We start from the raw sequence: 18,297 nt of genomic DNA, 5'->3' as shown, positions 1-18,297 counted from the left end.
GGTCAGTCCGTCTTGCAGCGCGTCCCGGCGGCCGGCACGGTGCCGTCCACCAGGAAGGCGTCGACCGAGCTGCGGATGCACGCGCTCTTGCCGTACGCGGTGTGGCCCTCTCCCTCACGGGTGAGCAGTACGGCGTGACCGAGTTCGGTGGTGAGCTTCTCGGACCACGCGTACGGCGTGGCCGGGTCGCCGGTCGAGCCGACGACGACGATGGTGGCGTCGCTCTTGGACGCGACCGCGTGCGGCTTCTCGGCGGAGCGGAACGGCCAGATCCGGCAGTCCGGGTCGAACAGCGCCATCGTCGGCTCATGCCCGCTGACCAGCGGCGCCTTGGCGGCGAGCTCCGCGAGCGCGGCCTGCAACTGCTCACCGGTGGGCGCGTCGGTGGCACCGTCGGCGCAGTGGATGGCGGTGTACGCGTCCGCGGAGGCGCCGTACTTCCCGTCCCCGTCACGACCGTTGTAGCCGTCCGCGAGGTCGAGCAGGTACTCGCCCTTGTCGCGGAGCATGGCGAAGGCGAGGATGTTGCGCAGATTGGTCCACGCCTTCTCGCCGCCGTAGAGGCTGCTGATGACGCCGGTCCAGGCGGCGTTGGCGGTGAGGGTGCGCCCCTTGGCGGTCTTGAGCGGGTGGTCCTTGAGGCCGTCGAGGAAGCCGGCGAGCTTCTGCGCGGCCTTGTCCGGGTCCTTGCCGAGCGAGCACGGGTCCTTGGTCACGCAGTCGGCCGCGAAGGCCTTGAGCGCCCGCTCGAACCCGGCGTACTGCTCGATGTTGTGCTGGACGAGCGAGGTGGACGGGGAGGTGGCACCGTCCAGGACGAGCCGGCCGACCCGGTCCGGGAACTCCTCGGCGTAGAGGCTGCCGAGGTAGGTGCCGTAGGACATGCCGAGGTAGTTGAGCTTCTGGTCGCCCAGGGCGCCGCGCAGCACGTCCATGTCGCGGGCGGTGTTGCGGGTGCTGACGAACGGCAGCACCTTGGCGTACTTGGCCTGGCAGGCCTCGGCGAGCACCTTGCCGTGGTCCGCACCCGGGGCGTCGGTGGTGACCCACTCGTCGCGGGCCTTGTCGTCCAGGCAGTTCAGCGGGCTGGTCAGGCCGACGCCGCGCGGGTCGAACCCGACCATGTCGAAGCGGTCGTGCAGCGGGCCCGCGTAGCCGTCGGGGCTTCGCTTGACCATGTTGACGCCGGAGCCGCCGGGCCCGCCGGGGTTGACCAGCAGGGAGCCGACCCTCTGGTCCTGTTTGAGGCCGGGGTTGCGGACGACGGCGACGTCGAGCGCCTCCCCCGCCGGGTTGGCGTAGTCCAGCGGGACCTTGAGGGTGGCGCACTGCACCACCGATTCGTCGATCTTCGTGGACTGCGGGTCGTCGGCACACTGCGTCCAGGCGATCTGCTGGCCGTAGAACGGCTTGAGCGCCGGGTCCGCCTGGCCGGTCGGCTTCGGCGTCGGGGTGGGTGTGGCGGTCGGGGTGGGCGGCGCGGTGGTCGTGGCCGGGGCGGCGGCCGGCGACGTGGTACCGGAGGCCGCGTCGCCGGAGCCGGCCGAACTGGTGCAGCCGGCCAGGAGGGCGGCGGCAACGGCGGCGGGCAGCGCGCGCCGTGAGAACCGGGTGATCATCGAATGCACCGCACACGAATATCACCCGTTCATCACAGGAGTCACATCGCCGGCGAGGCCCCGGGAGGCAATGCGGACAAAGACTGGCGAAACGTTTCCTCAGCCGCCGCACTGCTGGAGCATGGCCTTCTTGTCGGCCTCGGTGACCGGCAGTTGGTACTTCAGCGACACCTGGGCGAACCGCACCGCGTACGCGCAGCGGATCGTCGTGTTGGCGGGCAGCCAGGTGGCCGGGCCGGAGTCGCCCTTGGAGGCGTTCTGCGAGCCGTCGGCCGGGATGAGGTTGAGCGGGTCGTTGGCGATCTGCACGCGCTTGCCCTTGTCCCACTTGGCCGCGCCCATCTGCCAGTCGTAGGAGAGCGGCATCACGTGGTCGATCTGGATCCTCGTGGCCTGCTGCTTCGTCCACTGGACGGTCTTGCCGGTGTACGGGTCGTCGATGGTCATCGCGGTGACCACGCAGTTCGAGCCGTCCTTGCGCTCCACCGCCCGGCCGTCGCGGGCCAGCAGGTCGTTGCGGGTGTCGCAGTTGTTGTGGCCGCCCGGGACGCCGTCCACGTTGTCCGTCCACGCCGGGCCGAACTCGTTGCGGTCGTAGCCGTCCTTCGGGCCGGCGGCGGCGGTGGCGACCTTGGCGATGAGGTCCCGGCCGGCCTTCTGGTCCTGCGGCGAGGTGAGCGGCGCCAGGCCGGGCCTGGTGCCGTCGGGGTTCTGCAGCGGACTGGTACCCGCACCACCGGCCGGCGCGGCGCCGCCGGCGGAGGGCTTCCCGGCGCCGGAGCAGCCGGCCAGCGCCAGGACGGGTATCAGGAGGACGGCGGCGGACACGGCGGCGCGGCGGGCGGGCACGGAGGACTCCCGAAGTGGGTGGCGGCTGACGGCGAACCAGCAGACCAGCCGCCCCCCACCGCGTCAAGGCGGCGCAGCGCGGGGCGTTCGAGCATGTCGAAGCTCACATCCCGGCCCGAATCCCGCATCCGGCCCGAATCCCGCATCCGGCGCGAATCCCGCACCCGGTGTGAAAGTGCGCATCCAGCGTGAAATCGCGCGTCCGGAGCGAAGTTCACGTACCGGATCGAAGCCCGCACCCCGGTGTCGGCCGGGCGCCCGTCACCCCCGCAGCGAGCGCACCGTCCGCGCGAGCACCTCGTCGAGCGGCGTCGCCGAGACGCCCAGCTCCCGCTCGGTGCGGGCCGAGTCGAGCAGCTGCGGGCGGTAGTAGAGGTAGCCCATCTCCACCACCTCGGCGAGGATTTCGTCCTCCTCCCCCAGCTTCGCCAGTTCCTCCGGCGAGAGCGCGGTGAGCTTCGGCGCGGGTGCGCCGGCCACCCGGGCCAGCTCCCCGGCGAGCACCCCGGCCGGTGCCTCGCTGGTGCTGGGGACGTGCCAGGCCCGGCCCCAGGCCGCCTCGGAGCGGGCTGCCGCGATCAGGGTGGCGGCCACGTCACCGGTGTAGGACCAGCTGTGCGGCGCGGCCGGGTCGGCGGGGTAGGAGACGGGATCGCCGGCCACCACGGCGGGGGCGACCGTCAGTTGGAAGAGCGAGCCGGCGCCCGGCCCGAGGAGGTCGCTGGCCCGGACCTCGGTGGCACGCACCCGGCCCGCCCGGTGCGCGGCCAGTGCGTCCTCCCAGAGCCCGGCACGGACCGTGCCCTTGCGGCCGGCCGGGGCGAGCGGCAGCTCCTCGTGGAGCCGGCCGTCCACCGGCCCGTAGCCGTAGAGGTTGCCGAGCATCACGTAGCCGACGCCGGTCCGTTCGGCGGTGGTCAGCAGCGCGGCGGCCAGCGGCGGGAACTCCTGCGGCCAGCGGTGGTACGCCGGCGCGGCACAGTTGATCAGCACGGTCGCGCCCTCGGTGAGGGCGGCGAGCGCGTCGGCGTCGGTGGCGTCGGCGGCGATCCGCTCGATGCCGGGGTGCTCGGGCCCGCTGCCGCGCCGGGTGACCAGGCGGACCCGCTCTCCGGACTCGGCGAGCCGAAGCGCGGTGGCGGTGCCGGTGGAACCGGCACCGGTGACGACGTGGAAGGACATGGCGCTACTCCGGGTTGGCAGGGTGGTGGGTGTCGCGGCGCGGGCTGCGCGCCGTCGTGCTCCACTGTCCGACCGGGCGCCGTCACGGAACAGCGCCGCGGCTGCCAAGCTTCCGGAGGTTCTGGCCATGCCCTCGTCCGAGCGGATCCACCGGATCGCGGTGCTCGCCGTCCCCCCGGTGACCACCTTCGACCTCTCCATCCCCGAAATCGTCTTCGGCGCCGCCGAGTTGGACGGGCAGCCGGCGTACGAGGTGACGGTCTGCACGATGGAGCCGGGCCCGGTGGCGGCCACCGGCAGCCTTCAGGTGGTCGTCCCGCACGGGCTGGAGGCGCTGGAACGGGCCGACACCGTGATGGTGACGGGCTCGGGTGCGCGCGCCGAGGCGGACGAACGGGTGCTGGCGGCGCTGCGTTCGGCGGCGGACAAGGGCGCGCGGGTCGCCTCGCTGTGCGCCGGCGCGTTCGTCCTCGCCCAGGCCGGGCTGCTGGACGGACGCCGCGCCACCACCTACTGGGTCCAGGCGGGCGCGCTCGGCCACCGCTTCCCGGCCGTCCGGGTGCAACCGGCCCTGTTCGTGGAGGACGGCCCGGTGCTGACCTCGGCGGGGCTGACCGCGGGGATCGACCTCTGCCTGCACATGGTGCGCTCCGACCACGGCGCCGCGGTGGCCAACGCGGTGGCCCGGCTGGCGGTGGTATCGGCGGCCCGGGACGGCGGGCAGGCCCCGGACCTCCCGGCGCCGGTGGCCGCGGCGGACGGGACGTCACTGGCCGCCACCCGGGCCTGGGCCCAGGGGCGGTTGCACGAGCCGCTCACCCTGGCCGCGCTGGCCGCGCACGCGGGCGTCAGCGTCCGCACCCTCAACCGCCGCTTCCTGGCCGAGGCGGGCACCACACCGCTGCAGTGGTTGCTGGCCCAGCGGGTCGAGCGCGCCCGCGAGTTGCTGGAGAGCACCGATCATCCCGTCGACCTGATCGCCGACCGCACCGGGTTCGGCACCCCCGACTCCCTGCGCCGCCACCTGCTCCAGCGGGTCGGCATGACCCCGCGCGCCTACCGTGCGCGGTTCGCCCTGACGGGCCGGGCCGCGCGCCGGCCGGCCGCGCGGACGCCGTGACCCCGGCCGTGCGGACGCCGTGCCCCCCGCAGTGCCGGATCAGCCGCCGATCGCGGACATCGGCCGGTCCGGCCGGACGAAGCCGGCCGAGTTGATGTCGTGCCCGGGGCCCTTGCGGGCGATGGTGTTGCGCCAGGCCTCCTCGATCCGGTCGTCGCCGGCCCCGCCGCGCAGCAGGACGCGCAGGTCGGACTCCTCGGTGGCGAAGAGGCAGTTGCGCAGCTGGCCGTCGGCGGTGAGGCGGACGCGGTCGCAGCCGCCGCAGAACGGGCGGGTGACGGAGGCGATCACGCCGATCACGGTGTCGGTGCCGGCGATCCGCCACTCCTCGGCGGGGGCGTTCCCGTGCCGGCCGACCGGGACGAGGTCCCAGCGGGTGGAGAGCACGGCCAGGATCTCGTCGGCGGTGATCATCTTCGCCCGGTCCCACGCACCCTGGGCGTCCAGCGGCATGGACTCGATGAACCGCATCCGGTAGCCGTGCTCGGCGGCGAACGCGGCCAGGCCGAGGATCTCGTCGTCGTTGACGCCGCGCACCGGCACCGCGTTGACCTTGACCGGGGCGAGCCCGGCGGCCTGCGCGGCGGCCAGGCCCGCGAGGACGTCGGCGATCCGGTCGCGGCGGGTGATCTCGGCGTACCGCTCGGGGCGCAGGGTGTCCAGGCTGACGTTGACCCGGTGCAGCCCGGCCTCCTTCAGCGCACCGGCCGTCCGGGCCAGCCCGATGCCGTTGGTGGTCAGCGAGACCTCGGGGCCGAGCGCGGTGATGCGCCCGACCAGCTCCGGCAGTCCGCGCCGCAGCAGCGGTTCGCCGCCGGTGAGCCGCACCGAGGCGATGCCCAGCCGCTCCACGGCGATCCGTACCAGCCGGACCACCTCGTCGTCGCTGAGCACCTCGGCCTTGGGCAGCCAGTCGAGGCCCTCGGCCGGCATGCAGTAGGTGCAGCGCAGGTTGCAGCGGTCGGTGAGCGAGACCCGCAGGTCGGTGTGGACCCTGCCGAAGCGGTCCAGCAGCGGGCGCGGTGCGGTGTTCATCTGCCAAGTACAGGGGCAGCCGGGCGGGAGATCCAGCGGCCGAACCGCCGGGGAGCGGCCGCGACCTGCGGGTTCGCCTTGTGCATTCGTCCAACTGTGGGTTCGTACGGCTGCGCGGGCGGCCCCGGCCGGGCAGGCTGGGCGCATGCAGCTCGAACGACCCGTCGCCGCCCTCGTCCTGGCCGCCGGCGGCGGCCGGCGACTGGGCGGACGGCCCAAGGCCCTGATCCCGTACCGGGGGCGGCCGCTGGTGGAGCACGCGGTGGCGACGGTCCGGGCGGGCGGCTGCCCGGACGTCACGGTGGTGCTGGGCGCCGCCCGCGACCGGGTCCGGGCGACCGCGCACCTGCCGGGCTGCCGGCTCGTGGAGAACCCCGACTGGGCGGACGGCATGGGCTCCTCGCTGCGGGCGGGGCTCGCCGCGCTGCCGCCGTCGGTCCCGGCCGTGCTGGTGATGCTGGTGGACACGCCCGGGGTCACCGCGGCGGCGGTGGCCAGGCTGGTGGCCGCCCACCGGGCGGGCGCCGGGCTGGCCGCGGCGGCGTACGGCGGGCGGCGCGGGCACCCGGTGCTGATCGGGGCCCGCTACTTCGACGAGGCGGCGGCGGGCGCCACCGGAGACGCGGGCGCGCGGGCGCTGCTGGCGGCGCACGCCGGGGATCTCGCGCTGGTCGAGTGCGCCGATGTCGCCGTGCCGGACGACCTGGACACCCCCGCCGACCTGGCCCGCTGGTCCGCCGGGTGACCGCCCGTGGCCGGCGTCGGCTCCCGATCCCCCTCGGGGGTGGCCCGACCTCCTCCTCCCTGGCGAGGGATCAGCCGTACACCCCTGATCTGTCCCTGAGGATTGCGGCATTCCGCGCCGCGGCCCCCGCGTTTCGGGGAGCATGGGACACGACCCTCCACCCCGATTCGAACGGACGGTGCCCGCGATGTCCGGACTGCCCGACGACTTCACCGGACACGATCCCGCGCAGCACGGGCCGGGGGCGGGTGGTGGTGCCCGGGCGATCCGCTGCCCCGCCTGCCGGCGCGAGCACCTGTACGAGCCGCCGTCGCTGCCCTGCCCCTGCGGCGCCTCGCTCAAGGTGCCGCTGCTGCGCGGCGGCGTTCCGGTGCAGGTCCGGTTCCGGTCCTGGGAGGACTCCTGGCTGAACATGCGCTGCCCGCACTGCGGCCGCTCGGACCAGTGGCCGCAGCCCGAGTTCACCTGCAACTGCGGCGCCACCGTCCGCCTGCCGGTGGACCGCACCACCCGGCTCGGCGGCAGCGCCACCACCGGCCGGGCCTCCGCGGGGCAGCTCGGCCCCGCCGGGCCGCACTCCTCCCGCCCGTCCCCGGCCCACCCGCACGGCGCGCCCGCGCCCGCCGCGCCCGGCGGGTCCGGTGCCACCGCCACGCCCTGGCGACGGCGGGCGCCGTTCCGCCCGCACCCCGTCCGCACCTCCCAGGACGCCGTGTTCACGGCCGCCCGCTACCTGGAGTGGCTCGGCTTCGAGGACCTGGAACTGACGGAGGCCCAGGAACGCGACGGCGTCACCCTGCTGGGCAGCCGGATGGTCGCCCAGGTGGACACCTGGACCGAGCCGGCCGACGTGAAGTCCGTGGAGTGCCTCTGGCTCCAGACCCTGCACGCCGAGGAGATGGCCGCCGCGATGTTCACCCTGGCCGGCTACTCCCACCAGGCCACCGTCCGCGGCGAGCAGCTGCTGGTCGCCCTGTTCAGCCTGGACCTCGCCGGGGTGCCGCAGCCCGCCAACGGCGCCGCCGAGGCCCTGATGGAGACCGGCTGGACGTCCTGAGCCGGCCCGGCCCGCACGGCCGGCCCCGGAACGCCCTCTAGATCATTCCGCCTCCGAACGCAACAACCTGCGCTCGTGATCTGGTGCACAAGCTCACCCCCGTGTTGAATTGCCGCCACAGCGCGGGCCTTGGGGGTAGAGGCCCGTGCCCTGCTGGATGGCGCACACAAGGAGGTGGCGTTGTCGGAGCACGGATGGGGCCCGAGCGGCCGGGACGGGCGGGAAGGGCGCGGGCGGGCGGCGCCCGCGGAGCCGGGGGACACCGTGTGGCGGCTGCGGTCCCGGGCGTGCTGGCAGGAGGCCGCGGAGCTGTTACGCCCGGCCGCCGAAAGAGACCCGGCGGCCGCACTCGGCCGGGCCGAACTCCTCATCGAACAGTGCCTGTTCACCGCCGCACACTGGACCCAGGCGGAGCAGGCGCTGCGCCTCGCCGAGGCCGTGGTCACCACCACCGAGCAGCGCGCGGCCGCCGCGTGCGCCCGCGGGTTCCTGGCGTACGTCGCCAGCGTGCTCGGCGCGCGCGACCGGCTCGACGAGGCCCAGGCGGCGCTCGGCCGCACCTCCGCGCTGCTCCCGCCGGACGCCCCCGGGCGCCCGCTGCTGGACTTCCGTCGCGGCCTGGTCGCGGAGAACCTGCTGCGCGACCGGACGGCCGCCTGGATCGCCTACCGCCGGGCCCACGAGGGCGCGGGCGAGCGCGGGGACGAACTGCTGCGCTCCTACACCTGGCGCCACCTGGCCGCACTGGCCCAGGCCGCCGGGGACCACGACCGGGCCAGGGAGGGGTTCGACGCCTCGCTGCGACTGCGCGAGCAACTCGGTTTCACGGTGGGGGTGGCGCCCGCACTGGCGGCACTGGCCGAGGTCTCCGAACCCGGCGAGGCGGCCCGGATGCGGGCCGAGGCCACCAGGCTGGTGCAGGCGCTCGGAGGCGTACCGGTGTGGCTCGCGCGCCAGCTGAGCGCGGCGCGCACGCCGGGCGCTCCCCCGGACGGGCGCATCGGGCGGGACCCGCGGGGAACTATCAGCTAAGGTGAGCCTAACCTGGCCGGGGGGAGCAGTACCCCGGCCGGGTTCGCCTTGCCGTTCCCGGGCTCAGCCAGGCCCCGGCCGGCCGGGGCCTGGCCACGGGCGCGCGCCCGCACGACTTCCGGCCGGGACCGGCCGGGCGGTCCCGCACGGGCGCCGGTCGACCCGATGGGGCCGCACCATGACCGCGAGCAGCACCGTCCACTGCACCACCCCCGCCGTGCCGGCCGCCGCCCGCGCGCCGCAGCCGTGCACCGCGAGCCACCGGCGGATCGGCGAGCTGTTCCCCGCCCTGAGCGTGCACTGCGGCCCGCCGCGCACCGGCGACGGCTGGCTCGGCGGCGCCGACCTGCTCGCCCGCCCGGAGGCGCTGCGCGAACTGATCGCCCACGACGCCCGGCAGGGCCTGGCCCAGTACGGCCGGCCGCTGCGCCCCGACGTGGCGGCCGGCTTCGGCCTGCACCGCTTCACCTGGGCGACCGCGCTGCTGTTCACCCTGCCCTGGTTCCTGGAGCGCCGGGTGCCGCTGCTCACCCCCGCGGACGTCTCGGTCCGCCGTTCCTCCGGCGAGTTGACGGCCCGTCCGGGCGCCTTCGTCTGCCTGCCCGGCGACCCGGCGGCCGGCCTGCCCGGCGCCCGCACGGCGGACGGCGAACCCGAGCTGGCCGCCGGGCTGCGGACGGCGCTGGCCGGGTTCCTGACGCCGGTGCTGGCGGCCTTCCGCCCGGAGGTGCGGCGCGGACCGCGCACCCTCTGGGCGATGGCCACGGACGCCGCGGTGGAGGGCCTCTGGCACGTCGGCGGGCTGCTCGGCGAGGAGGAGCGGGCCCGCACCGAGCTGACCGCGCTGTTCGCGCCGGCGCCCGCGGAGTGCACGCCCGGCGCATCCGTCTCACCGTTCACGCCGGGCGCGGGTTTCACCCACCCGGCGCCGGCGGCCCCCGGCACTCCGCACCTCGGCCCCCCGGACGGCGACCGCTCCCGGGCCAGCTGCTGCCTCGTCTACACCGCCCGACCCGAGGCGATGTGCGGCGGCTGCCCCCGCATCACACGAGGTTGACCGGATTCCCTTCGGGCCCCGCCTCGGCGGCCCCGGAATTCCGGGAAACAATGACCCTTTATAAGTAAGACAATGCGACTTCTCCCACGTCAGAAATCCCTCTCCTCAGCGCATTGACGGCGAATCGGCCAATACCCGCCCGCATATCCGTCATGATGGTCCCCGCCATCACGACGCAGGAAAGCGAGGCTGGTCCAAGCGATGAAACTGTCCGATATACCGCTCGGTTGGGCCGTCACCGGCGTGGCGGTCCTGCTGGTCACCGGCCTGCTGGTGGTCCTGGCCCGGAGCCGGGGATCCGCCGCCGGACCGGGCGGCGCGGATTCCTGGGAGCGTTCCGAGGAACGCCGCCGCCGCAAGGAGTCCCTGTACGGCGGGGCCTCGTACACGCTGCTGTTCTGCTGCGCCGCCGTCGCGGCCGCACTCTCCTTCCACGGCCTGGTCGGATTCGGGGTGCAGAACCTCAACCTCTCCGGGGGCTGGGAGTACCTCGTCCCGTTCGGCCTGGACGGCGCGGCGATGTTCTGCTCCGTCCTCGCCGTCCGCGAGGCCAGCCACGGCGACGCCGCCCTCGGCTCGCGCCTGCTGGTCTGGCTGTTCGCCGGGGCCTCCGCCTGGTTCAACTGGGTGCACGCCCCGCGCGGCTTCGGCCACGCCGGCGCGCCGCAGTTCTTCGCGGGGATGTCGCTCTCGGCCGCCGTGCTGTTCGACCGGGCGCTCAAGCAGACCCGCCGGGCCGCCCTGCGCGAGCAGGGGCTCGTCCCCCGCCCGCTGCCGCAGATCCGGATCGTCCGCTGGCTGCGCGCTCCCCGCGAGACCTACGCGGCCTGGTCGCTGATGCTGCTGGAGGGCGTCCGCAGCCTGGACGAGGCGGTGGACGAGGTCCGCGAGGACAAGCGGGAGAAGACCGCGGAGAAGGAGCGCCGCAGGCTGGCCGGCCGCCGCGAGCGGGCCGAGATCAGGGCCATCAACCGCACCAACAGCGTCTGGCGCCCGCGCGGAGCGGCCCGGCAGCTGGAGTCCGGCCAGGAGTCCGCCATAGCCGGCGCGCCCGCGGCGGACCGGCCCGCCGTCGAGGCGCCGGCGCCCGCCGAGGGCCCGGTCGCCCAGCAGGGCCTGCCGGCCCGCCCGGAGCGGCGCACCATCGACCTCACGACGGAGGAGGACACCGTCGCACTGCCCCGGCTGGACTCGCTGGAGCGCAAGCTGAAGGACCTGGAGCAGCAGTTCGGCTGAGACTCCTGGCGTCCCGGCCGGAGCACCCGACCGGGGCGCCCCGCCGGGACGGGCCTGAGGTCCCGTCCGAAGCCCCCGCCCGCCCTCCGGGCGGACCACGGGGGCGTGAAGCCGGACCCTAGGCCGCGGGCGTGGCCGTGAGCTCGAACCACATCCGCTTGCCCGAGCCGCGCGGCTCCACGCCCCAGCCGTCCGCCAGCGCCTCGACCAGCATCAGCCCGCGCCCGGAGGAGGCCTGCTCCCCCGGGGTCCGACGGGTGGGCCAGAGGTCCGACTCGTCCTCCACCTCGACCCGCAGCCGGGCCCGGCCGCCGTCGGCCACCGGCTCCCGGTAGAGCCGGGCGGTGAACATGGCGTCCCGGTCGGTGTGCCGGATCGCGTTGGTGACCAGCTCCGAGGCGAGCAGCTCCGCGGTGTCCACCAGCTCGGCCACGCCCCAGCGCCGCAGCGCGTCGCGCAGCTCGGCCCGCACCTCGGAGATCCGGGCGAGGTCCGCCTGGCCGATCCGGCGGCGCAGCTGCTGGGCGGCGAGGCCGCCCTCCGGGCCGTCCCAGCGCAGGAGCAGCAGCGCTATGTCGTCCTCGCGCTCGCTGTCGTCGGCGGCCTGGGAGGCGATCCGGTCGGCGAGGCCCTCCAGCGGGTCGCGGGCCTGCACGGCGTGGCCGTCGAGCGGACCGGCGAGCGCCGCGGCGAGCCGGGCGATGCCGTCGTCGAGGTCCATGCCGCGCGCCTCGACCAGGCCGTCGGTACAGAGCAGCACCGTCTCGCCCGGGTCCAGGCTGAAGCGGGTGACCCGGTACTCCTCGTCGGGGGCGATGCCCAGCGGCAGCCCGCCCGCGACCGGGACCACGGAGGCGGTGCCGTCGGCCCGGCGGACCAGCGGGTCCAGGTGACCGGCCCGGACGGCGTACACCACGCCGTAGTCGACGTTCACCTCGGCGTAGGTGCAGGTCGCGAAGTGGTCGGTGTCGAGGTCGGCGAGGAAGCGGGAGGCCCGGGCCATCACCGCGGCCGGCGGATGGCCCTCGGCCGCGTACGCGCGCAGCGCGATCCGCAGCTGGCCCATGATCCCGGCGGCGTGCACGTCGTGCCCCTGGACGTCGCCGATCACCAGCCCGACGTGGCCGCCGGGCAGCGGGACGACGTCGTACCAGTCGCCGCCGATCTGCAGGCCGGAGCCGGCCGCCAGGTAGCGGACGGCGGTGGAGACCCCGGGCACGGACGGCACGGTGCGCGGCAGCATCACCCGCTGGAGGCCGGCCGCCAGCTCGTGCTCGGCGTCGTGCAGCCGGGCGCGGGCCAGCGACTGGGCGACCAGGCCGCCGAGGGTGGAGAGCAGGGTGCGCTCGTCGGCGTCCAGCTCGCGGTCGTCGTCGAAGCTGACCACGCAGACGCCGATCGCCCGGCCGCTCGCCACCAGCGGCAGGAAGGCCCAGGAGCTGCGGCCGGTCCGGCTGGTCGGCTCCCAGACCTCGGCGTAGCGCTCGCGGTACTCGTCGCGGCTGGCGATGAAGACGGGGGCGCGGTTGCGCAGCGCCTCGGCCGCCGGGTGGGCGGCGGGCAGCACCGAGCGGTCCCAGACGGCGAGCTCGTCGGGCCGGTAGCCGGAGGCGCCGAGCATCTGCACCCGGCCGGCCTCGAAGGAGGCCAGCACCAGGCCGTCCGGCGGCAGGCCCGGCAGCGGCAGCTCGGTGAAGACCCGGGCGACGTCGCGGACGGTGACGGCCTCGGAGAGCGCCCGGGCGGCCTCCTTGATGAACCGCGAGCGCTCCTCGCGGAGCAGGGCCATCCGGTCGGCGCGGTCGCGCTTGTGCAGCTCGACGGTGGCGTCCCAGACGAAGCCGACCATCCGGGAGGCGCGGCCGAAGGCGTCCGCGAGGACCCTGCCGCGGAACCGGACCGCCCGCATCGACCCGTTCGGCCCGACCGTGCGGTAGTAGGCGCCGCACTGGCCCAGCTCGGCCACCGCGCGCTCGACCCGGCGGCGCACCACGGGCGAGTCCTCGGGGTGCAGCAGGGCCAGGAAGGACGCGGAGGTGCGGTCGAAGCGGCTCTTCTCGGCCGCGTCCAGGCCCATGATCGTGCAGGCCCGCTGGTCGCCCTCCAGGACGTCGCGGCGGATGTCCCAGTCGAAGGAGCCGATGCCGTTGGCGGCCATCGCGGGCTCCAGCCAGTCCGGCGTGGAGTCCCCCGAGGGGACCGCCAGGCCGCCGGAGAGCATCGGCGCCAGCCGCCCGGCCGCCAGCCCCGGCGCTGTCCTCAGCGCGTGCCTGCGCACCGCCTGGGCGGGTGGTCTCGCCCGCCCCGACCCGGCCGTGGACTGGCCGGGAGGAAGCGCCGACCCCGGGGACTCGGGCTCAGTGGGCATGCTGCTCCTGCCGCTGCCGTGGCGGACCGTGCCGACCGTTCGGGCGGGCCGCGTGGCGGTGTGATGGGTGGTGCTGGACAATGCCGTGCGACGGCGGTGGTCAGTCGAGGTGAGGTCTCCCCGCTGCTTCCCGCACGCGGACACACATTCCCACCATCCTGGCCAATGTTCGGCCGAGCGGCAATGGCAACGGGCCGGAAATCTTCCGCCGACCCTTCGGCCCGGCGTTCCGTTCGATGGCGAACGACGTTATTCACCCCGGCCCCGGCAAGGCTCCCCGCCGGGTGGACCGGGCTGGCCCGGCGGCCCCGGCGGGTGGACCGGGCAGGGCGGATCAGGGCGAGGCCAGCTCGAACCAGGTGACCTTGCCGTCCCCGCGCAGCTGCACCCCCCAGGCGTCGGCCAGCGCCTCGACGAGCACCAGCCCGCGCCCCGAGGTGGCGTACTCGGCGTCCGGGTCGCGGCGTCGGCCGGGCAGCCGGCCGGCGCCGTCCCGGACCTCGATCCGCAGCCGCAGGTCGGCGGTGAGCACCGCGTCGAAGACCGCGCCCTGGCCGGTGTGCAGCAGCGCGTTGGTGACCAGCTCGGAGGAGAGCAGCTCGGCCGTGTCGGCCAGCTCCGGCACCCCCCAGTCGCCGAGCGCGGTGCGCAGCCGGTGCCGGACCGCGCCGACCGCGACCAGGTCGGCGGCGTCGACCGCCAGGTGGAGCCGGCGGTGCAGCGCACAGCCGGGCGCCGGTGTGCCGGGAAGCGCCGGGCCCGCTGCGCCGGTGACGCCGGGCATTCCCGGTACGCCCGGTGCGCCGCCCTGGGCCCTGGGCCGGAATGCGTCCCCCGAACTCGTCCGCTGCCGCGGGAATCGCGACTGACCGTCCATCAACACATGCCCCCGCCCTCAATCCGGGCACCCGGTGCCGGATCCCCCGCCGGCCGGGTGGCCCCCTCGTTCTGACCACCATCCTCATGCCCAGCTTTCGGCGTTTGCAACAGTGCGCGTGCGATCACCCGTGGTGAAAGGGGCACGGGACGGTCCGCGTGATCCAACTGCCGGGGCCGGACAGGTTTGCGAAGCGTACGGGCGGCTTTCGACGCCGTCCGGTCATCGCCGGGCAGGACGCGCGCCCGGCGCACCCCGGCCTGCGGCCCGGCCCTGCCCTGCCCGACCCGGCCCCGCCCTGCCTTGCCGGGCCCCAGTCCCGCCGTGGCCCGCGACACGCCCGCGGACCCGATGGCGGCGTCCGGCGAGCCGAACACCCGGGGACGGGCAACGCTGGACAGGGCGGCCGGGTCCGGGTTCAATGGCCCGGGATGTTTGAACGCCGTTCTAACTTCAACCCCCCACCCTCCCCGGCGACCGCGAGCGAGGAACCGTGCGACTGACCCCCACCGAGCGGGACCGGCTGCTGATCTTCACAGCAGCCGAGCTGGCCCGTGCCCGCCGTGCCCGAGGCGTACGCCTCAACATTCCCGAGGCGCACGCCCTGATCGCGGACACCGTCTGCGAGGCCGCCCGCGACGGCAAGCGCCTCGCCGAGGCCATCGAGGCCGGCCGCTCCGTGCTCACCGCCGCCGACGTCCTGCCCGGCGTGCCCGACGTGGTCACCGTGATCCAGGTCGAGGCGGTCTTCGAGGACGGCACCCGCCTCGCCGTGGTCAACGACCCCTTCAAGGGCGCCGGTTCGCTCGGCGACGAGGCCCCCGGCGGCGCACTGATCGGCGAAGGCACCGGCTACGACCCCGTCGAGGAGTCGGTCGTGCTGCCCGTCCACAACACCTCCGGGGTGCCGATCTCGGTCACCTCGCACTTCCACTTCTTCGAGGCCAACCCGCGCCTGGCCTTCGACCGCGCCGCCGCCTACGGCACCCACCTCGCGGTGCCGGCCGGCTCCTCGGTCCGCTTCGACCCCGGCGCCACCGTCGAGGTCGGCCTCGTCCCGATCGGCGGCGCGCGCGTCGCCATCGGCTTCGCCGGCCTGGTGGACGGCCCGCTGGACGCCCCCGGCGCCAAGGAGGCCGCGCTGGCCAAGGCCCGCGCGACGGGCTACCTGACCAGCTTCGACGACGCCGAGGTGCCCTCATGAGCGAGCGGGGCGAGCACCTGGACAGAGCGGCCGCGCCGGCGTGGCCCACCGAGCGAAGCGAGGCCGGAGCATGACCGCGATCAGCCCCCACGACTACATCTCCGTGCACGGCCCCCGCGCCGGTGACCGGATCCGGCTCGGCGACAGCGGCCTGATCGTCCGGGTCGAGTCCGACTCGCAGGCCCCGGGCGACGAGTTCCTGGCCGGCTTCGGCAAGACGGCCCGCGACGGCCTGCACCTCAAGCCCGCCGCCGTCCGCGACACCTGCGACGTGGTGATCAGCAACGTGCTGGTGATCGACGCCGTCCAGGGCATCCGGAAGACCTCGATCGGTCTGATCGGCGGCCGGATCGCCTCGATCGGCCGGGCCGGCAACCCGGACACGCTGGACGGCGTGGACGTGGTGGTCGGCACCGGGACGACGATCGTCTCCGGCGAGGGCATGATCGCCACCGCCGGCGCCATCGACACCCACGTCCACCTGCTCTCGCCGCGGATCATGGAGGCCTCGCTCGCCTCCGGCGTCACCACGATCATCGGCCAGGAGTTCGGCCCGGTCTGGGGCGTCGGCGTCAACTCGCCCTGGGCGCTGCGGCACGCCTTCAACGCCTTCGACGCCTGGCCGGTCAACATCGGCTTCCTCGGCCGCGGCTCCTCCTCCGACGAGGCCCCGCTGATCGAGGCCCTCGCCGAGGGCGGCGCCTCCGGCTTCAAGGTGCACGAGGACATGGGCGCGCACACCCGCGCGCTGGACACCGCGCTGCGGGTCGCCGAGGAGTACGACGTCCAGGTCGCCCTGCACACCGACGGCCTCAACGAGTGCCTCTCGGTCGAGGACACCCTCAAGGTGCTGGAGGGCCGGACCATCCACGCCTTCCACATCGAGGGCTGCGGCGGCGGGCACGTCCCCAACGTGCTGAAGATGGCCGGCGTCGAGAACGTCATCGGCTCCTCCACCAACCCGACCCTGCCGTTCGGCCGGGACGCGCTGGGCGAGCACTTCGGCATGATCGTCTCCGCCCACGACCTCAAGGTCGACCTGCCCGGCGACGCCGCGATGGCCCGCGACCGCATCCGGGCCGGCACGATGGGCGCCGAGGACGTGCTGCACGACCTCGGGGTCATCGGCATCACCTCCTCCGACGCCCAGGGCATGGGCCGGGCCGGCGAGACCGTGCGCCGCACCTTCGCCATGGCCGGCAAGATGAAGGCCGAACTCGGCCCCCTCGACGGCACCGGCTCCTACGGCACCACCGAGGGCGGCGACGACAACGAGCGCGTGCTGCGCTACATCGCCAAACTCACCATCAACCCCGCCATCGCGCACGGCCTTTCGCACGAGGTCGGCTCGATCGAGATCGGCAAGCTCGCCGACATCGTGCTCTGGCGCCCCGACCACTTCGGTGCCAAGCCGCAGCTGGTCCTGAAGGCCGGCTTCCCCGCGTACGGCGTGGTCGGCGACCCCAACGCCTCCACCGACCGCTGCGAACCCCTCGTCCTGGGACCGCAGTTCGGCGCCCACGGCGCGACCGCCGCCGACATCTCGGTGGCCTTCGTCGCCCAGGCCGCCGCCGACGGCGCCTACCTGGACCGGGCCGCCGACGGCATGCCCACCCGGCGCCGGCGCGTCGGCGTCCGCGGCACCCGCGGCATCGGCCCGCGCGACATGGTGCGCAACGCCCGGGTCGGCAACGTCCAGGTCACCGAGACCGGCCTGGTCTCGCTGGACGGCTCCCCGCTGCGCTCCGAGCCGGCCGACAGCGTCTCGCTCAGCCGCCTGTACTTCCTCTGACCCGCCCTCACCTCCACCGCTAGGAATCCACGATGACCTCCCCCACCCCCGCCTCGCTCGGCTACCGGATGCCCGCCGAGTGGCACCCGCACGAGCGGACCTGGATGGCCTTCCCCACCTCCAACCCGACCTTCGACAGCCCGGAGAGCCTGCACGCCGGCCGCGAGGCCTGGGCCGCGGTGGCCAACACGATCGTGCGGTACGAGCCGGTCACCCTGGTGGTCAACACCGGTGAGACCGGGGAGGCCCGCAAGTACGTCTCCGAGCAGGTCGAGATCGTCGAGCGCCCGCTGGACGACGCCTGGATGCGCGACATCGGCCCGTCGTTCCTGATCGACGGCAAGGGCTCGCTCGCCGCCGCCGACTGGATCTTCAACGGCTGGGGCGCGCAGTCGTGGGCCCGCTGGGACAACGACCAGCACATCGCCGAGCACATCGGCGAACTGACGGGCGTCCAGCGCTTCGTCTCGCGGCTGATCAACGAGGGCGGCGGCATCCACGTCGACGGCGAGGGCACGGTGCTGGTCACCGAGACCGTCCAGCTCGGTGAGGGCCGCAACTCCGACTGGACCAAGGAGGAGGTCGAGGCCGAGCTGCACGCCTTCCTCGGCACCACCAAGGCGGTCTGGCTGCCGCGCGGACTCACCCGCGACTACGACGAGTTCGGCACCCGCGGCCACATCGACATCGTCGCCTCCTTCGTCCGCCCCGGCGTCGTGGTCGCCCACGTCCAGCCGGACCCGTCGCACCCCGACCACGAGGTGTGCAAGGAGCTCGTGGCCATCCTGCGCGCGTCCACCGACGCACAGGGCCGGGAGCTCCAGGTCATCGAGCTGCCCGCCCCCACCGTCCTGCTGGACGAGGAGGGCGAGCCGGTCGACTACTCCTACATCAACCACTACGTGGCCAACGGCGCCGTGATCCTCTGCGGCTTCGACGACCCGCGCGACCAGGAGGCCGCCGCCGTCCTCGGCGAGGCCTACCCCGGCCGGACCGTCGAACTGGTCGACGCCCGCGAGATCTTCGCCAACGGCGGCGGCATCCACTGCATCACCCAGCAGCAGCCGAAGGCCTGACGTTCTACCTGGTCACAGCCCCTGAACTGCGACGATGGCAAATCGGAC

The 18,297-nt window shown here is 74.7% G+C and carries 15 protein-coding genes; 9 read left to right on the top strand and 6 right to left on the bottom strand.

Annotated elements, in window-relative coordinates:
* Positions 1–2: 2 nt before the first annotated feature.
* From ACFC1F_RS33325 to ACFC1F_RS33315, 3 genes are all read right to left on the bottom strand, one after another.
* The gene (locus ACFC1F_RS33325) at positions 3–1,619 is read right to left on the bottom strand and encodes an alpha/beta hydrolase (protein ID WP_376163977.1); all 1,617 of its coding nucleotides are present in this window, start codon (positions 1,617–1,619) and stop codon (positions 3–5) included.
* Between the two features lie 99 nt (positions 1,620–1,718).
* The gene (locus ACFC1F_RS33320) at positions 1,719–2,468 is read right to left on the bottom strand and encodes an HNH endonuclease family protein (protein ID WP_376163975.1); all 750 of its coding nucleotides are present in this window, start codon (positions 2,466–2,468) and stop codon (positions 1,719–1,721) included.
* Between the two features lie 261 nt (positions 2,469–2,729).
* Positions 2,730–3,650, bottom strand: coding sequence for an NAD-dependent epimerase/dehydratase family protein (locus tag ACFC1F_RS33315; RefSeq protein WP_376163973.1), 921 nt, complete (start codon positions 3,648–3,650; stop codon positions 2,730–2,732).
* A gap of 127 nt (positions 3,651–3,777) precedes the next feature.
* On the opposite strand from ACFC1F_RS33315, the gene ACFC1F_RS33310 reads away from it, so the two are divergent.
* Positions 3,778–4,770, top strand: a complete 993-nt coding sequence (locus ACFC1F_RS33310) for a GlxA family transcriptional regulator (RefSeq protein WP_376163971.1) — start codon at positions 3,778–3,780, stop codon at positions 4,768–4,770.
* 39 nt (positions 4,771–4,809) lie between these two features.
* On the opposite strand, the gene moaA is transcribed toward ACFC1F_RS33310, so the two are convergent.
* Entirely contained in the window at positions 4,810–5,805 is a 996-nt protein-coding gene (gene moaA / locus ACFC1F_RS33305; RefSeq protein ID WP_376163969.1) for a GTP 3',8-cyclase MoaA, read from the bottom strand.
* A 145-nt stretch (positions 5,806–5,950) separates the two neighbouring features.
* Between moaA and ACFC1F_RS33300 the strand changes: the two genes are divergently transcribed.
* From ACFC1F_RS33300 to ACFC1F_RS33280, 5 genes are all read left to right on the top strand, one after another.
* The gene (locus ACFC1F_RS33300) at positions 5,951–6,550 is read left to right on the top strand and encodes an NTP transferase domain-containing protein (protein ID WP_376163967.1); all 600 of its coding nucleotides are present in this window, start codon (positions 5,951–5,953) and stop codon (positions 6,548–6,550) included.
* A 187-nt stretch (positions 6,551–6,737) separates the two neighbouring features.
* The gene (locus ACFC1F_RS33295) at positions 6,738–7,607 is read left to right on the top strand and encodes a hypothetical protein (RefSeq protein ID WP_245206346.1); all 870 of its coding nucleotides are present in this window, start codon (positions 6,738–6,740) and stop codon (positions 7,605–7,607) included.
* Positions 7,608–7,787: 180 nt separating this feature from the next.
* Complete coding sequence (locus ACFC1F_RS33290; protein WP_376163965.1) at positions 7,788–8,639, top strand: hypothetical protein; 852 nt, start codon at positions 7,788–7,790, stop codon at positions 8,637–8,639.
* A gap of 178 nt (positions 8,640–8,817) precedes the next feature.
* Positions 8,818–9,696: a (2Fe-2S)-binding protein gene (locus ACFC1F_RS33285; RefSeq protein ID WP_376163963.1), complete on the top strand. Its 879-nt coding sequence runs from the start codon at positions 8,818–8,820 to the stop codon at positions 9,694–9,696.
* A gap of 201 nt (positions 9,697–9,897) precedes the next feature.
* Entirely contained in the window at positions 9,898–10,932 is a 1,035-nt protein-coding gene (locus ACFC1F_RS33280; RefSeq protein ID WP_376163961.1) for a DUF2637 domain-containing protein, read from the top strand.
* A gap of 118 nt (positions 10,933–11,050) precedes the next feature.
* On the opposite strand, the gene ACFC1F_RS33275 is transcribed toward ACFC1F_RS33280, so the two are convergent.
* Together ACFC1F_RS33275 and ACFC1F_RS33270 are read right to left on the bottom strand one after the other, a co-directional pair.
* On the bottom strand, positions 11,051–13,300 hold the full coding sequence (locus tag ACFC1F_RS33275) for a SpoIIE family protein phosphatase (RefSeq protein WP_376163959.1): 2,250 nt from the start codon (positions 13,298–13,300) through the stop codon (positions 11,051–11,053).
* Positions 13,301–13,634: 334 nt separating this feature from the next.
* Positions 13,635–14,084, bottom strand: coding sequence for an ATP-binding protein (locus ACFC1F_RS33270; protein WP_209417276.1), 450 nt, complete (start codon positions 14,082–14,084; stop codon positions 13,635–13,637).
* Between the two features lie 586 nt (positions 14,085–14,670).
* Here ACFC1F_RS33270 and ureA point away from each other — a divergent pair.
* The 3 genes from ureA to ACFC1F_RS33255 all read left to right on the top strand — a co-directional run bounded on the left by ureA (position 14,671) and on the right by ACFC1F_RS33255 (position 18,249).
* Positions 14,671–15,381, top strand: coding sequence for an urease subunit gamma (gene ureA, locus ACFC1F_RS33265; RefSeq protein WP_376163957.1), 711 nt, complete (start codon positions 14,671–14,673; stop codon positions 15,379–15,381).
* Between the two features lie 70 nt (positions 15,382–15,451).
* Positions 15,452–17,173, top strand: coding sequence for an urease subunit alpha (locus ACFC1F_RS33260; RefSeq protein ID WP_209417278.1), 1,722 nt, complete (start codon positions 15,452–15,454; stop codon positions 17,171–17,173).
* Positions 17,174–17,205: 32 nt separating this feature from the next.
* Entirely contained in the window at positions 17,206–18,249 is a 1,044-nt protein-coding gene (locus ACFC1F_RS33255) for an agmatine/peptidylarginine deiminase (protein WP_376163955.1), read from the top strand.
* Positions 18,250–18,297: the final 48 nt, after the last annotated feature.

The sequence above is a fragment of the Kitasatospora sp. NPDC056181 genome (genome assembly GCF_042266225.1).
Taxonomy (GTDB): domain Bacteria; phylum Actinomycetota; class Actinomycetes; order Streptomycetales; family Streptomycetaceae; genus Kitasatospora.
This window is presented reverse-complemented; position numbering and strand designations above follow the sequence as displayed.

Excerpts from the sequence above, each read along its gene's own strand:
- ACFC1F_RS33275 (WP_376163959.1), bottom strand. The coding sequence starts at position 13,300 with ATGCCCACTGAGCCCGAGTCCCCGGGGTCGGCGCTTCCTCCCGGCCAG.
- ACFC1F_RS33300 (WP_376163967.1), top strand. The coding sequence starts at position 5,951 with ATGCAGCTCGAACGACCCGTCGCCGCCCTCGTCCTGGCCGCCGGCGGC.
- ACFC1F_RS33285 (WP_376163963.1), top strand. The coding sequence starts at position 8,818 with ATGACCGCGAGCAGCACCGTCCACTGCACCACCCCCGCCGTGCCGGCC.
- ACFC1F_RS33315 (WP_376163973.1), bottom strand. The coding sequence starts at position 3,650 with ATGTCCTTCCACGTCGTCACCGGTGCCGGTTCCACCGGCACCGCCACC.
- ACFC1F_RS33260 (WP_209417278.1), top strand. The coding sequence starts at position 15,452 with ATGACCGCGATCAGCCCCCACGACTACATCTCCGTGCACGGCCCCCGC.
- ACFC1F_RS33295 (WP_245206346.1), top strand. The coding sequence starts at position 6,738 with ATGTCCGGACTGCCCGACGACTTCACCGGACACGATCCCGCGCAGCAC.
- moaA (WP_376163969.1), bottom strand. The coding sequence starts at position 5,805 with ATGAACACCGCACCGCGCCCGCTGCTGGACCGCTTCGGCAGGGTCCAC.
- ACFC1F_RS33255 (WP_376163955.1), top strand. The coding sequence starts at position 17,206 with ATGACCTCCCCCACCCCCGCCTCGCTCGGCTACCGGATGCCCGCCGAG.
- ACFC1F_RS33310 (WP_376163971.1), top strand. The coding sequence starts at position 3,778 with ATGCCCTCGTCCGAGCGGATCCACCGGATCGCGGTGCTCGCCGTCCCC.
- ACFC1F_RS33270 (WP_209417276.1), bottom strand. The coding sequence starts at position 14,084 with ATGCCCGGCGTCACCGGCGCAGCGGGCCCGGCGCTTCCCGGCACACCG.
- ACFC1F_RS33325 (WP_376163977.1), bottom strand. The coding sequence starts at position 1,619 with ATGATCACCCGGTTCTCACGGCGCGCGCTGCCCGCCGCCGTTGCCGCC.
- ACFC1F_RS33280 (WP_376163961.1), top strand. The coding sequence starts at position 9,898 with ATGAAACTGTCCGATATACCGCTCGGTTGGGCCGTCACCGGCGTGGCG.